We start from the raw sequence: 15,919 nt of genomic DNA, 5'->3' as shown, positions 1-15,919 counted from the left end.
AATAGCAAGGGAGGTTGGCGGTGAATGATGAACGGTAAGAAATCTTACCTGATCAGCTTCACCGCCCTTTTTTCTAAAAAGGGCTATGAACTGACAATTGGGTTTGAGCAGATTATCAATGCAAACAATCAATATCACCTGACCGCTCCCGTTAACAGTACCTATCGAACACTGATTGAAGATACCATGAAGGGCGCAAATAAAGTGCCTCACTCGGCTACTGGATTATTCGGGCGGCTAGGGAGTGCTGAGTACGTCACTCAGTATGACGGTTTTGAGGTGGAGACTGTAGTCGCATCTATCGTATCGTATTTGTCGGGCATACATAAGTATTTTAACGGCGAAACAGTCACGGACGTAACAACTGGAGAGCAACAGAGCGTACGCAGGCTAGAGCAGGTACTTGATGCTGAAGGTGCGGCGGTGAGAGAAGGCAGTCGAACAGACCATCTGGCACTTCTTGACGAATTATCCTCCGGTGATCTTTATGACGTGAAGGTCTCCATTGAGGAAGGGAACAGAGTATCCATTTCACTATCTAACAAGCAGAGTGTTATTCATGCCTTGGAGTCCAATACCTCAGGAATATCAGCGGACGCTCAAATGTCAGGCTTCGACACGGCTGAGAATGGGGTTCGCCTTAATGCGGAAAAAGGTCGGGCGGTTTTGTCGAACATTGTAAGAAACATCTTGGACGGGGAGATTGCTTTACTGAGCACTGCTACCCATGACCCTAACATCACGATGCAAGGAGAAACTGCCCGTTTCAAGTCAGCAGAGGTTGGTATGTACAGGGCAGACAGAGAATCCTATCCGGTTGAGTATGCAATCATTGTGAGTGAAAGTAAGGAGTTCGGTTACGAACTTGCTGAGATTAGTACCAAGGATTCTTCCCTTAAAGCGTACGAATTGGCTGATACAAGGCAAGAGGGACCTCTTGAAAATATCGAAGAAGCACGGCGGCTGGAAGTCACGGAGGACGCATTTCTGTCACAGACAGAGAACGCAGTATCCGACATGGCTTTTGATGCACAAGACGTAGCGTATATTCATGCAGAGAAGCAGAATGAAGCAGACCTGACGCTAACTACGCTGACAGATACTTACGGCGGCGGGGATGCAGAGGTAAACGAGCGCACTGTAACAGAGACGCTTTACCATGACCCGACGATGCTGAGTGAATTTATCATGGTAGACACGCACAAGGATACTCACCTTGAGACTTTTACCCAAGTGTACACCTATCAGAATGTTGACGTGCAGGAGTTTGGGCAGACAGATACGGTCATGCAAGCCAGCCAGCAGGATACGATGACAGGTGACCTCATTCAACCCGTCTATGAAGGGGGTATTGATGGGGTGCTCACTCAAGGCGAGACCGTACACGATTCTAATTTACATGAGAGCATTGCCTACGAAACGTTGGTTCATGAGCCTGCACACCTTGACTTGTATACCGAATCGACAACCCGTGAGGACGTTTACATCATTGAGTCGTCCAGTCAAGCTACCAAACATGTCAAGGATGCTAGAATCGAAACCACGCAGACCGTGGACAAAAGGGCAACAGCAGAACTTCAGGAGTTCTTTACGTATGAGACAAGGCGGGACGGGCAGTTTGAGACCATTGAAGTAACTGACAGCCAGTCGGGTTCGTTTCTGGAAATTGACCGGATAAGCACTGCTGACACTCTGCAGGAGGGCGGGGTCATCCCTGCATTGGAGAGTGGCAAGGTAGAGATGGACTACGATGCAAGAACAGATGTATTAGAGCAATCGTTCTACTTCGATAAGGGCGGTGAAATCTCCTTCTTTACAGGCGCATCGAGCATTGCAAACGGTGCTGAGAATCGTCTTGAGTCGGCAGAGTACACTTCGGACGCATGGGGAAATGAGAGCATTACAAAAGCTTCTAGCGACTCTGAAGCCGAAGGTAGACTAGAGTTCTCTTCACAGGCAGTGGTCAATCAGGCGTACGCCGCTGACGTGGAGACGGCGACAGATGCCGGACACCTCATAAGCAGTAGTAGTGATATCCAACTTGTGACCAACGCTGAGATTTATGTGGGCGGTGACCCACTGGTAGATAGATTCATGAGCGCAGATAATGTCAGCGACCGGACGGACGCAGAGGTAGAAGAGATGACGGATGCAGAAGTCACGGAGCGTATGCAAGCTGAAGTCCAATCCTTGGTTACGTTCGAGCAGATACAAGGCGTGATTGCGGAGTCTCCTGAAATCCTTAAGGCTGTGCGGCTCATGGAGATTATGTATGGCTCGAAAGCTGTCGATTTAATCGAAGCTGGCATGGAGCACATCATCCAAGACAGCATCACTCAAGGCTTTACTCAAGCCGACTTCCCTGCCATCACACAAGCTGTGATTGAAAGAATGAAACAGGCGGGCGCAGGTGTGACAGTCGTCGCCACCAATCAGGATGAAGTACAGGCAGAGCATAACAAAGGGGCAGAACTTGCTGTAGAAAATCCTTCTACTGGACGGTACATCAACGAACCGGAAGGAACGATGCCGCAGGAAATGTCAGGAGCATCTTTATTCGACTTCCACCGGACAGCAGACGTGTCTGAGATTGGTCGGGCTATCTCTGAAGCGAACAAGCACATCGGCATTATGCAGACGATTGAATCGGCAGAGCAGACCACATTCGGAGAAGGGCTGAGACCGAACACGTTGACTGCCGCAGAGTCCGACATTACCAAGGACGGCGTAGTACATTTCCCTGAGACAGCAGTATCCGACCCAACCGCTGAAGGCGTGGTCGCAGGGATTGAGACAGGTTCGGCGGGCATGGAGTATGACGGGGTGATGGAAAGACCAGAAACGGCTGACCATATGACCAGTGCTGAAGGTGTCATGCAGGAGACGGTGACAGCAGAGCAGTCAGATGCCAAGCAGGTCGGCTATGAGCACAAACCGGAGACCGCAGTCAATGAAACAGGCAGAGACGGAGTATGGTTCGGCATTGAGTTAGCTGAACAGCGGGCGGACAAAGAAGGCGTGACCCATGAAATCGAAGGCGCTCGAATTAGTGACGGAAACTCTCCATCTATCCTCCATAAAATTGAAGGTGCTTGGCAGAGCGATGTGGCAAGAGAGTCCGTTTTACACGAACTGGAATCAGTAACCTACGGTGACAGAGAGTACGAGATGGAAGAGACCAAACTGGAAGGGGCAACGCAGAACAAGTCTGCAGATGCAGTGCTGTCTGAGATTGAAGGGGCAACATCCTTTACTTCAGAGGAAGCTGGCGTTCTCGGGTTAGAATCCGCAGATTACCCTGACGGTTCTACAGAGGGCGTTATTCATGAGGTTGAGTCAGCTTATCTTGATGATAGCAGGAAAGTCGGAACTATCTCGGAAATGGAGACAGCAACATCGACAACCAATGCTGAAGCCATCGTCCATAAATCTGAGCAAGCTACGAGCGGCAAGGAGATGAACGCAGTTATTCAGGAAGAAGAACTCGCTGACTACAGTTCGTATCAAAACGAATCGGTCATTGAGGAACTGGATTCTGCCACACGGAAGAGAAAACAGCTTGTGACCGATATCCATGATGACACTGAATCTGTGAATAACCGTGAACCTATCGAGACGCACATCGCTGAACCGGAAGAGGCCGCTAGACCAGCCAGGGCAGTAGAGGTCGGTATTGAGAAGTCAGAAGAAGCCGACAGACCTAAGCGTGTCTTTGAAGTCGATATTGAGAAAGCGGAAGGCGCAACACGACCTAAACGTGAAATTGAGACGACGATTGAGAGACCGGAGGGCGGCATCCTGAAGACTCCTGAAGAACCAAAGAAACCTCGCATCTGGCTCATTCTTGGTAAGATAGCTTCTTGGAGTATCTGGAACTGGAAGAAAACAAGGTAGGTGATAATAATTGGGAGTCTATAAAAAGTCGAGTGGCTTAATCTTCGATGATAGGTTCGATAGCGGGAGCATCCATTCCCGCTATGCCCTTTCACCTAGTGATGCTATTTCAATCGACAATCCTTTGGGTCAGGTCATTATGCCGCACACAGACAACGATACTTCTATTATGTTTGACGTTCCTGAAGAGCAGACCGTTTTAATGGAAGTGACAGCAGACTATGTGCCCACGGAACTTCTCGATGAAGGCGGTATTATCATCTGGCAAGATGGATACCACCGCTTGGAGTTTCTTGAGAGTAAGGACACCACCACAAGAGAATACAGCAAATGGCGGGCTTTGAAGAAAGGGAATAAGTGGACGTTCTATGCAGACCGCGGAAGTGGATGGGAGATATTCGACACCGCTCCTATGGTAGCTGAGAAGATGGGAGTCATCCTGAAGAACCGTGAGCAGGATAACTTCGATACGATCAATCTTGATAGAGTCGTAGTCTGCAAGAGTGACAAGATTACAGTAGGTAATCTACCAATGGGGTACTCAGTTTACCTTTGTGACCCTGATGGTAATTCGGTGGCTTCGGCTGTAGTCGAACCAAACTGGACGGGGTGCGAGATTGAACTACCCGCTGTCCCGTACAACGGCATTATTAGAGTCTATGATACGCAAGGGACGCTCCTGTCCAGCCTTGGTGCTTTCGATATCTATGGTGGCGACATTTACCTGTTCGGTACAGAACTGAAGGTCGTCTGGAATGGTAAAGAACTTAACAAGGAGACCGACACGTATCTTGGAACTATGTACGACAATCAGATTCTTGTTCAGATGGTACTACAGAACCCTTCCAAGGAGAAGCCTGCAAATACTATATCCCTTGGTATCCTAAAGTATATGGAGACGTTTGGGTACGAGTGGGCAGATATTTGCCATGATGATGGAGCAGATATGCCGACTGGGGATTTCTCAAAGCTTCTGGACATGGACAGTTTGCCACCTCTTGGGGAACGAAAGTTCTGGATGAAAGTCGAGAAGATGGAAGACCGTTTCCAGATTAAACCTCTGCACTTTATTCTGGATATTAACCACACGTAAGGAGGTGAGAGTGAATGGCAGGAACTAAGATGACCCTTCGGCGCTACGGTGGAGGGGTGTTTCAATATTGGGACGAGCAGGAAATCATTGTAGACGAGCAGTACCTTGCGTTAGAGCGTGGGCTGTTTCTTCACCTTGACCATGAATACCGGGAGGGCACTAAGCAATTAGATGTGTACTTTAACGGAGCACACTTGCTGGAAGGCGGTGGCTACGAAGAGATTGACCCTACAACTATCCGTCTGGACCTGGGCAAGTATCAAGGAGACACGCCGTATGCTGGACAGACTGTACAGCTACAGGTTGGCGATGAAATCCTTATCAGGACTTGGAAACCGGAATACCGCCAAGGAAATGACAACATTGATGGGCTCAGGTTCTTGGCTCTGGAAGAAGAGGTACATAAGGCTAGGCAATACAAGGACGGACATGCTCCCTTCAATAGCCTTGACGACCGTCTCGATTCTATTGAGCGGCGGGCTGAATCAAAGACAATAGTGTTCGTCCTGAGTCGGGTATTTGATGGTATAGCCAAGCTAGTCATGAGATTCCCGTATGAGGGAGATATCACTGAGGTTTATGCTTCCACTTCCCGTGAAGGGATAGCAGACACCGCATTCCAGATTGAAAAGTGTTCTCAGGAAAGCTACGACAGCGCAACCCCTGTGTGGGAGACAATCTTCCATACCAACCTTGTCGTGGATGGGGATGAGCGTTCTAGTAGAACGTCAAGTAGACCTTACGCTGTATCCGTTCCTCGAATCAACAAGGATGACCACTTCCGCGTTAACGTGGTCGAACGGGGCGAAGGCATTGAAGGTGTCACTATAGAACTAGTGATTCGGCTGAGGTAGTACCTCAGTCTACCACCTATCAGGTAAAATATTTGATTTCTTGCTTATAATGTATCTGCGGTAAAGGAAGACACCGCAAAATGATAATAAGAGAGGTGAAAAATATGGCAGGAACTAGAGGTATTGCTAGATTCCGTGGTGAGCAGTTGAACAACAAGTTGATGCGTAACAACCACTTCGACGTTGCTAACAAAATCAATGAGAAGTACTTGGATATTGATTTCCACGCTCATCGTGAATCCCTTGAAGATACCAAAATCGACGTGTTCGTTCAAAAGAATGCAGTTGCAGTAGGTGAGGGTCTCAACACCATCACAATCACGTCTGACATTCTGAACACTGTCGTAGCGGTAGATTCCAACACCGAAGGAACTGTGATCGGTAAGGAACTCGAAATACGTAAGAATGGGACGCAAGACTTCCCGTTCATTGATGATGACGGCGATCGAGTTTACGCTAAAGTTCGTGAGGATGCAGGAGAGTTCTACCTCGACTTCTTCAGTGAGGTTGCAGGAGCAGAAGTTCCTTACACATTCGTTGACGCTGTAACAATCGACTACAAGTACATCACTCGTACTAACTTGTCTGTAATCCCTGTTGACGCTATTGTTAGCGGTGGGGCAGGTCTTGTAGCCGATGCTGTTGACGCTAAAGCCTACATGAACCTTAACCAGTTGATGAAGGATATTTACGGCGGCTCTGGAACACTGGACAATGATGGTAATGCTAATCTTGCGACTAACATTGTACAACAAATTGCCAACGAGATTCAAGCACGTACTGATGCTGATACAGCTATCCGTAACGACTTGGCATCCACAGCGGCGACTAAAGGAGCAAGCCTTGTCGGTGTAGTCGTTGATCCTAACTACGATGGTGCTAATGTACAGGCTGTCCTAGCTGACCTTGCACAGCGTGTGATTGACGTTGAATCACTGACTGCTGGTATTGCTGACCGTGACGCTGACTCGGCTAATGGTTACTTTAAAGCAGGAGACTTCGGCACTGCTGAGGGGCGTATTGTTAACCTTGAGACTGTCGCTGATGCTGAGTTTAAGGCTCAGAACGACCGCTTAGTGAATCTTGAAACTGAAGATGAAGAAGAAGTGTTTGAAGCGGCTGGCGGCGAAACTGAGTACGTGTTCCTTAACGGCTTGGCTAAACCTAAGACTGTCCTTCTGTCCATCAACGGTCAAGTACAGACACCTGCTATTAACTTCGAGTACCTTGTGGACGGAAACGGAGGAATCCGTGGTGTGAACTTCGCACCTGAAACTCTCAAGGTTACTGACGGAATCCCTGATGTTCTGTACGTCAAGTACAAGAAGATTCTGTAATAAAAAGACCCCGTTAAGGGTCTTTTTATTTTGCAACGCTGCTAGATAACATAGCAACTACTCTACTAGATTCTTTACACGGCAATTGTTAAGGTTTCACCTGCCCAACTTATATTGTTTATAGCTTGATAAGAACAATTCTAGAACTAAGCAATTAAGGGAGGAAATACAATGCCAGCACCAATAGTTTCTTGGTATACATCCGATAACTCTTCGCAAGTAACGCAATGGGATATCGGTACAGTTGACGCAGGTTCGTTGTCCACTACCTTTACGGTACTGATTTGGAATAACCGTGGCGGTTCGACAGCAGTCTCCGACATGCAGAACTGCACACTTACAACTAAGGATAGTTCGGGCGGTAACACAGGCGAACTTGTAACAAATACTTGGATTGAGGTTAAAGTTGACTCGCTATCCGAATCCTCGTTTACGGCTGTAGGTGGGACGGTTACGAAAGATATCCGTGCTACGAAGTCCGACACTCCTGCGAAAACAATCAAAGGGCCAGCTAATGACGGTAACGTTAATACAGCTAACACAACCGCAAACTTCTCGAAGGTTACTCTTCGTGCAAACGTACCACCAACGGCTACAGCAGGTTTGGTAACATTCTTGACACGTGTGTCCTACCAGTACGTGTAAGAAATTGACTTCAATACAATGAAGGAGGAAATTGTATCATGCTTTCGATTTTCAATGAGCACAACGGGGTCTCTCCTGTAGGACAAGACTTTATATGGGTGGGTGAGTACGATGACGGTACTTACCTATCCGAATTTAACTTTGACACACTAAAAGAGAACAGCTTCTACGATATTCAACGGGACAGGCTGGTTCGATTTGGTGTCATGGGTCACGGTAGCAAGTTTTTCTTCGAGAGTGACGGGGTATTCAACCTTGACGGCATCGGCATAGAAGTTATTTACAAGGACGGAGACAAGGAGTATAACCTTACGGGTCACTCCGGAAAGTTTAATGATATCATCACCTACAAAGATGCTGAATCAACTGTAAACTTTGCAAGTGGTCGGGGCGGCACAATCACTGACACTACTATAACTCAATATAACTTCGGGTATAAGTCCGTTATTGAAATTGACGGAATAACATTCCAGTTCAAGGCTACTTGTAAAATCCCATTCGGTCAGCCGATACACATTAACTTCTGGCTAGTCGCAGACCAAAAGATGGACGGTGTGCTCCTGATTAAGAAGAATAATCGCATTGCTACAGAACTCAAAGCACCACTCAGAAAAGGCGTGGGCGGCGAAGTCAATTTCGGACTGTCTTCCTAAGACAGTCTTTTTCTATATAAGGAGGAAACGTTCATGCCATATCAAATTGGTGACTTAGTTTTTACAGGTCAGGCGACTTCCCAAACACTTACGGGGAACATTGCTGACGTTATGGTTGGAGATAAATACATATACGTTGCATACCAAAACTTGAACAATGTATATGTTTACAATAAAAACTCTGACGGCACTCTCGGTTCATATGTAAGAAGCCGAAATTGGGTCAGTGATGACAGTTATATTTCGTACATCTGTAGAAGTGGAAGTTCTGTCCCTTACGGATACGCCGTGTTCACAGAGAATGGTCAGGACTACATTGTTGGGTGGTCGAGTAGCCACAACCTTTTGTTTATGTGGACTATTAGACAGAGTGACCAAGCAGTTGTTAGCCGTGTCCAGTACAGCGCACCTAGTACCATGAGTAGCTATGGTCGTGGTGGATGGGATGGCGGGCAGTACGTATGGTTCTGGAACAGATCTGGCAACGGTCTTTATAAGTGGGACTTAAATAATAAGACAGCGGCTATGGTAAAGACATGCACCATCGAAGGTGGTGGTTACTCGTTAGACTCAAGCTACACAGGGAGCGGTCTGTACGTTGCGGGAGACAAGGCTTATTGGGGTTCAGGCTCAAACGAAACCGATGGTCTCCTTGGTTGCTTTGATGTGAATACAGGGGCACTCGTAGGAAGCAAGATGACAAACTCCAACCTACCCTCGTTCGGAGTAACAGCAATCAACGGGGCGGCTGGATGTATTCAGCCTAACCCTACACAACCCGGCATAGCTTACTACTTTACCTTCGGCCCTACACTCAAGACACTATTCCTCACCACTCTTGATGTAGCTAACACAACCATCCCTACTACGACTCACGCGAACGACCTTGCAATAAAGTTCGATATTACTGGTGACTCAAGGGGAAGCACCGTTTCTGCAACGTTCCGTGCCTTAATAAACGGGACTGAGTTAAATAACTTTGCACCTTTACTGCCACTTCCAGTGACTAATAATAGTGTGATAGTTCCTATCTCTCTTATGAACATTGGGGCGAACACATTCACCTTAGAGTTAAAGGATAACTATGGCGGCATAAGCACAAAGGTATTTACTATCACCGTAACCAATGACCAACCTAGTATAGTGACTTCCGTATCAAGTGCCACTACCCACAAAGAGAACGTTGTTTTTGAAGCAATAGTGACGGACGAACCAACAGACTTAATGACTTACAGGATTCTCTTGAACGACGTTCCTTTGGACGATTGGACAGTATCGGGGTACAACTCCCCGCTTATTGTTAGACGTTCGTTCAGGTCTGACCAATTAAATATGGGTGCTAACGAAGTTAAGATTGAAGTGAAAGATAACTTTAAGACCAACACTACCGTAGTGTCCGGTCAAAGCACAATCACAAAACTTAACAAGAAGCCAGTGGTCAGTGTAGTCATGAAAGGTAACACGCTTTACATGGACTTTAATGACCCTGACGGAGACCAAGTAAGGTTCAGAGTGTTACTGAATGGGAAGCAGGTTATTCCAGAATCAGGCTACTCCATTCCCTTCCCTTCTCCAACGTCAATCATGTACACGTTACCCAAGAAAGAAGTAATCACTAACCAATCAAACACGGTTGTTGTGGAGGTGGTTGATTCGGCGGGCGATACAGATATGTGGACAAGTACAGGAGCACTAGGGTACAGCGGATTGATGTTTAAAGATACGGAAAGTAACTTTTACACGACTGACTTCGGTACTCTTCTTAAATACCTAAACGTTGGAGTCCTTTACGCAAGAGAGCAGTCAGGCATCTATGAAATTACTGTAGAGAACACCCTAGGGTATCCGGTGAAGAACATTAAGCTGACACCCATTCAAGGAGAACTTGATCCTGTATCAGAGAAGGTTGAAATAAGCCAAAGTAATGCACCGTTTTCTCCTGAGAGTGAGCTTCTTTACCCTGACTTATACGACACAGGAGACACACTGAAGTTTTACGTTCGATTGACTATGAACGATGATGCGGTTGGCGGCGGAAACTTCAAGATTAAAGTAACAGGCAATGCCCTGTAGGAAGAGAGGTCAATATAATGGCTAATCTAAAAGGTCAACGTGTTCAGATTGATGCGACAGGGGTTAACCTTGCGTCGGGGGCGCAAAACACTGTTGAATTTTGGATGTACTGGCGTGGAGTAGAAGGCGTTATGCCGTTTGGTTGGAGTAACTATGACCTCTATTTTTCTGGTGGCGGTTTTGGATTTAACACAAACAACAGCGATGTATTAGGAATCCCTAGCGCTTCCCTGGCCAACAGATGGGTACATGTAGCGGGAGTATTCTACAATGGAATACCCAACGCAACGAACGTGGAACTATACGTCGACGGAGTGAAGCAAGTCATATCCAACCGAAACGCATCCAACGCTAACCGTTCAGTCACTAATGTTGCTTGGATTGGTGGCTTTGGGGCTAGTGGTAGTTACTTGTTTAATGGCTATATACGCAATTTTCGTATTTGGAACAGAAAGTTATCTGCAGCAGAAGTCTCGTTAGCAATGACCACGCCAGAAGGGCTGCCCGCAGGTAATGGACTTATCGGGCAATGGTACACAGATTCTATTGAGAATGTTGCCCCTCAGTACGACTACGCATTTGCCAGTGGGTACAGTGGGTGGAATCCTACCGCCTTAATGACCGGAAGTACTTCTTACCCGTTTGACGACAACGGAGACCTGTACGCAGGGTTCATGTTCCAGTGGGACACGCCAATTAGGTTTACTCAACTGAAGTTCAGGTCTCACGTAAGCTTCCCTATGTATAATACTTCCATATATATAGATAACCTCAAGGTAGCGGACAACATAACTATTACAGGGACCTACACTACGTTAAATGGTAATTGGTACGGAAAGAGTGTAACCCTTGTCAGGAAGGGGGCAAGTAAAGACCAAACGATTCAGCAAGTGGAGTTCTACGGAGACGTTCTAAGCAAGGGGTTTGACAGCTCTATTAAAAATATGGGGAGTATCCCTGCTTGGTATACGTACAATATGCAATTGGTTCAGATTGACAATACGCTGGACGTTATCGGGGATACGGGTCACGGCGGTAATGATATCTGGCACATGACTAGGGCCACCAACATCCGTGGCGCTGTTCAGGGCGTAAGATCTTACCAAATAACAGGGTGGCGACAAACCACATCATACCCTGACTGCTACGATTACAACCCCTTCAACGGACACCTTTACACCGTCCATAATGAAGACCCGTTTACGATGCATAAATACCTAATCACTAAGAATGGTATGTCGTGGAGTGTCTCTCTTGTTAAGGCTTACAGTATCGTGAATAGCGTGGCTAGTGGAGACACGCTAAATAGTTGGGCGGGCGTAAAGTTTGCAATCAACAAGCAGACAAATGACGGGTACGCCTACGTATTAGCTAACCACCAATCGGCCGGAAGTATCGCCAAGCTTTACAGGATTAAGCTTGATACGGACAACGTTGTACCTGAGTTCGTTACAGATATTCCTTGGTATTTCCCAAACAACCTTTGTAGCTTCGCGGTGACTGATGACTATGTGTTTCTTCCTACTTCAACAGGGACGCACGTAGGAGCGTTTGGTGTTAGAGATGGGCATTTAGCTAATGCCTACCCGATTGCAAATAACGTTAACAGCTACTTCAACGCTTCAAGTTATAACTATGACGGGGAAACGTTTGTAACGGCTAACGGCTACCAGTACGCTCTGACCCAACTGAAAATTGGAAACAGGAAGCCATATTTCAACGACATGAAGGTAACTCCTGCTACTGTGGCTAGGCAAGACTATACTCTTACAGGTAGTATATCCCATATCGACAATAAGCCAATGTCTTATAAAGTCTTCGTGAATGGTGTGGAGAAGGTATCGGTAACTACACTGCCTTCTCCAATCGCAGTAAATCATCTACTAATGAACAAAGATTTAGAAATCGGAATCAACACCGTGACCGTGGAAGCACTTGATTCTAGCGGGAGCATTTCTGTTTTTGTATTAAACATCGCCAAGATAAACACAGATACTAACCTTAACCTGACGGCTTCGACTCTGACTTGCCACAAGGAAAATGTGACCCTGGAGGTTGCTGTGTTTGACGCTGAGAGGGATATGACAAAGTTCCGGATTTTGATAAACGGGGAGGCGGAATATCCAGAGTCAGGTTTCACGGAAAACCTCAAGACTCCTTACACATACGTTCACACCATTAGGAACAGCAGACTCTCCATTGGTGACAACTTAGTAACGGTCAATGTTGTGGACGAGTTCGGCTCTACTGTGACAAAATCCTTTACGATCAAGAAGTTCAATGCAGAAGCCAAAGCTGAAGAAGCATCGGTCAGGGGGCAGATGTTATATGCCAATATTACTGACGGTGACGGAGACGCTGTAAGGTACAAGATTCTAGTGAACGGGAATCAAGTATACCCTCCTACACTTGGGACAATGACTCAATACCTCCCAACACCAATTAATGTCCAGTATAGACTGCCAAAAGAATCAATTATTTTGGGTAACGTGCATGAGGTAAAGATTGTCATGGAAGACGACATGGGAGTCACATCTAGTTGGGTGACTAATCCTCTGATTGAATACGCAGGGCTGATGTTCGTCTCTGAAAGTAACCAATTCTACTCTACCGATATCGGAGAGGTTCTTCGTTATCTTGAAGTCGGTACTGTCGTGGCGGGTAACACCTCAGGTACTTTCAAGGTATTCCTAAAGAATACGGTAGGGTACAAGGTCAAGAATATTATACTAACCACGGCACAGAAGGACTTAGACCCCGTAGACGAAGAAGTGCAGTTGAGCCTGACAGACAAACCGTTCACACCAACGCACATGCTGGAATTAAGTTCTCTTGAGCACGGTGAACAAGCTACGTTTTACGTAAGAATAAGCACTTCAAGAAAAGCCATTGGCGGCGGCTTCTTCGATGTCAGAGTCGTAGGAGACCCCGCTTAATAGGCGGTCATTGGGAGGTTAAATAATGAGTACACAGTCGGCTTTCCATTCATCATATATCAAGAACAACGGTGATGCTTATACCTTCGGATATAACAGCCACGGTCAGTTAGGATTTAGTAGTGCTTCCGTCTACCCTATACAGACAAGATTAACTTCACTGTCCAACGTGAAGATGGTCGCTGAAGGGTACTACCATACAGCAGTACTTCTAATGAACGGCGACTTGTACACGTTCGGATACGGGTACTATGGGCAGTTAGGGGATGCTAGAGGTTGGAGGAACGGTAACTCTAACTATTCGCCTGTAAAGGTCATGTCAGATGTTAAAGAAGTAGCTTGCGGCTACCTGCAAACCGTTGCCTTAAAGAACAATGGTGATGTATACACGTTCGGGTACAACGCTCACGGGGAGTTAGGCAATGGTGGGACTTCAGACACATACACCCCTCAGAAGGTCGCAACGGGTATTCGGAGGGTAGGGGCAGGATACACTCACTCGTTTATCATAGACCAACAAAATAAGCTATACGCAACAGGGTACAATGGGTACGGTGGTTTAGGGATTAATAACGCAAGCAATAAGCTTTCGTTCACATTTGTAATGGATGACGTTCGACAGGTAGATGGCGGCATATACCACTCGCTATTCCTGAAAACTGACGGTTCTGTGTGGGGTACGGGGTATAACTACCACGGGCAGACGGGTAGAAGTCTAGGAAATGGTACAAACAACTTCTATGGAGTACCGCACAAGATTATGGATAACTGCCGCTCTGTCGTCTGCGGCGGCTACTTCTCAGGCGTGATAACAAACGATTCAAAGCTGTACACATTCGGAAACGATGACTATGCGCAGTTAGGGATGGGGTATGTATCTGGAAGTATAAACTACACTCCAAGGCTTGCCACAACCAACGTTAGGCAAGTAGCTATGGGTTACTACTATACTCTTGTACTGGACAACGATGGTAAAGTAAGGGGCGTAGGGTACAACTATTACGGTATGTTGGGAACTGCTACGAACAACAACAGTAGCACAGGTGTAGTTGCTTGGCAGAATGTGGCTAGTGACGTTCGTAGGCTTATGGGCGGCGGTGAGGTTTCATTCACTTTCTCAGACTCAAGTATCACACCGTCATTTCATAAGGAAGACTGTCAGCTTGTCACTACCATCGGACATATAGCCAATGACCTGGTGTCGTATCGGGTTTTGGTTAACGGTACACAGAGATTCCCTTCATCTGGATGGACTTCTTCGCAGTTGACGGACTTCATTCTTACTAAGGATTTATCGCATACGTACTTTAATCTCGGAAGTAACATGGTAATGTTAGAGGTGCAGGACTCACAAGGGCTTACAGACTCCATTGCTTGGACTACAACGAAGACTAATGTTGCCCCTGTAGCTTCTCCTGAATTATCTGCGGCTCAGATTCACAAAGATAACGTCATGATTGGCGGTACAGTATCCGACCCTGAAGGGGATAGAGTACAGTACCGTGTGCTACTGAATAACATACAGAAGTATCCGATTACAGGATTCACAGAACTAACCCCTCCACCTGTTGACATTGGGCTAGTAATCAACAACGCAGACTTCAACGTGGGGGCGAACACTCTCAAGATTGAAGTGCAGGATGACTTGGGCACACTAACCACGTGGACGCAGGTAATCATCAAGACAAACACCGCACCTACAATCACAGGCACAGTTCTTGGTAACTTTATCAACGCTCAGGTCACAGACCCCGACACAGATAAGGTGCAATACAGAATCCTCCTGAACGGGACACAGCTTTACCCTGAGAATGGGTACACGGGCTACAATCCAGTACCATTGACAATCCAGTATGTCATTCCGAAAACGAAAGTAAATAAGGGCAAGAGCAACACTGTCCGTATTGAAACGTTGGATGAATTGGGCGGCTCGAAGTCGCTGGACATTACCTTCATGGGCGTGTACTCAGGGTTGTTGTTCTGTGATGCGGCAGAGTCGTTCTATTCAGACGACTTCGGAGATGTGCTAAAGTACCTTGACTTCGGTACAATGGTGGCGGGGCAGACGACAGCGGCAGAGAGGGTGTACGTCAAGAACACCCTTGGATACCCCGTAGAGAACGTCAGGCTTTGGGTTGACCAAAGAGAACTTGATGGGGTCAACGCCAAGGCTGAAGTAAGTAAGCTGGACGCTCCCTTTGAGCCACGTCCTCAGCTTGTCTATGTAGAGCAGTTAGACCACAATGCAAAGATTAGCTTCTATGTTCGTATAGCTACTAATCGTCAAGCAATGTGGGGCGGGATGTTCGATATACTAGTCAAAGCTGACCCAAGAAAAAGCTAGGAATAGCCCTTACTATCTTATAATGGTGGTAAGGGCTTTTCTATGTCTCAATACAATGGGCAGGTAACTTCTCAATACAATGGGAACGGA

The 15,919-nt window shown here is 46.7% G+C and carries 9 protein-coding genes; all 9 read left to right on the top strand.

Translation table 11 applies throughout. The features are described from left to right. The first annotated feature begins 24 nt into the window (after positions 1–24). The 9 genes from P364_RS0112455 to P364_RS0112415 all read left to right on the top strand — a co-directional run bounded on the left by P364_RS0112455 (position 25) and on the right by P364_RS0112415 (position 15,829). Complete coding sequence (locus tag P364_RS0112455) at positions 25–3,894, top strand: hypothetical protein (RefSeq protein ID WP_024630446.1); 3,870 nt, start codon at positions 25–27, stop codon at positions 3,892–3,894. 10 nt (positions 3,895–3,904) lie between these two features. Next, positions 3,905–4,987, top strand: a complete 1,083-nt coding sequence (locus P364_RS0112450; RefSeq protein WP_029880952.1) for a hypothetical protein — start codon at positions 3,905–3,907, stop codon at positions 4,985–4,987. Between the two features lie 14 nt (positions 4,988–5,001). Next, complete coding sequence (locus tag P364_RS0112445; RefSeq protein ID WP_024630445.1) at positions 5,002–5,841, top strand: hypothetical protein; 840 nt, start codon at positions 5,002–5,004, stop codon at positions 5,839–5,841. A gap of 104 nt (positions 5,842–5,945) precedes the next feature. Beyond that, positions 5,946–7,178 carry a hypothetical protein gene (locus tag P364_RS0112440; RefSeq protein ID WP_024630444.1) on the top strand — a complete coding sequence of 411 codons (1,233 nt, stop codon included), beginning with the start codon at positions 5,946–5,948 and terminating at the stop codon, positions 7,176–7,178. A 171-nt stretch (positions 7,179–7,349) separates the two neighbouring features. Next, entirely contained in the window at positions 7,350–7,823 is a 474-nt protein-coding gene (locus tag P364_RS0112435) for a hypothetical protein (protein WP_024630443.1), read from the top strand. A gap of 38 nt (positions 7,824–7,861) precedes the next feature. Next, positions 7,862–8,476 carry a hypothetical protein gene (locus P364_RS0112430; protein ID WP_029880951.1) on the top strand — a complete coding sequence of 205 codons (615 nt, stop codon included), beginning with the start codon at positions 7,862–7,864 and terminating at the stop codon, positions 8,474–8,476. Between the two features lie 33 nt (positions 8,477–8,509). Continuing rightward, positions 8,510–10,549, top strand: a complete 2,040-nt coding sequence (locus P364_RS0112425; protein WP_024630441.1) for a hypothetical protein — start codon at positions 8,510–8,512, stop codon at positions 10,547–10,549. Between the two features lie 17 nt (positions 10,550–10,566). Next, positions 10,567–13,485 (top strand): LamG domain-containing protein, encoded by a 2,919-nt coding sequence (locus P364_RS0112420; protein WP_024630440.1) that lies wholly within the window; start codon positions 10,567–10,569, stop codon positions 13,483–13,485. 25 nt (positions 13,486–13,510) lie between these two features. After that, on the top strand, positions 13,511–15,829 hold the full coding sequence (locus P364_RS0112415) for an RCC1 domain-containing protein (protein ID WP_024630439.1): 2,319 nt from the start codon (positions 13,511–13,513) through the stop codon (positions 15,827–15,829). Positions 15,830–15,919 lie beyond the last annotated feature (90 nt).

Source organism: Paenibacillus sp. MAEPY2 (genome assembly GCF_000499205.1).
Classification (GTDB): Bacteria; Bacillota; Bacilli; order Paenibacillales; family Paenibacillaceae; genus Paenibacillus; species Paenibacillus vandeheii.
Note: the sequence above shows the minus strand (reverse complement) of the source record. Positions and strands in the feature narration are given on the sequence as shown.

Bases quoted from the DNA above. Each gene is read 5' to 3' on its own strand.
- P364_RS0112455 (WP_024630446.1), top strand. From the start codon at position 25: ATGATGAACGGTAAGAAATCTTACCTGATCAGCTTCACCGCCCTTTTT.
- P364_RS0112445 (WP_024630445.1), top strand. From the start codon at position 5,002: ATGGCAGGAACTAAGATGACCCTTCGGCGCTACGGTGGAGGGGTGTTT.
- P364_RS0112440 (WP_024630444.1), top strand. From the start codon at position 5,946: ATGGCAGGAACTAGAGGTATTGCTAGATTCCGTGGTGAGCAGTTGAAC.
- P364_RS0112435 (WP_024630443.1), top strand. From the start codon at position 7,350: ATGCCAGCACCAATAGTTTCTTGGTATACATCCGATAACTCTTCGCAA.
- P364_RS0112430 (WP_029880951.1), top strand. From the start codon at position 7,862: ATGCTTTCGATTTTCAATGAGCACAACGGGGTCTCTCCTGTAGGACAA.
- P364_RS0112425 (WP_024630441.1), top strand. From the start codon at position 8,510: ATGCCATATCAAATTGGTGACTTAGTTTTTACAGGTCAGGCGACTTCC.
- P364_RS0112420 (WP_024630440.1), top strand. From the start codon at position 10,567: ATGGCTAATCTAAAAGGTCAACGTGTTCAGATTGATGCGACAGGGGTT.
- P364_RS0112415 (WP_024630439.1), top strand. From the start codon at position 13,511: ATGAGTACACAGTCGGCTTTCCATTCATCATATATCAAGAACAACGGT.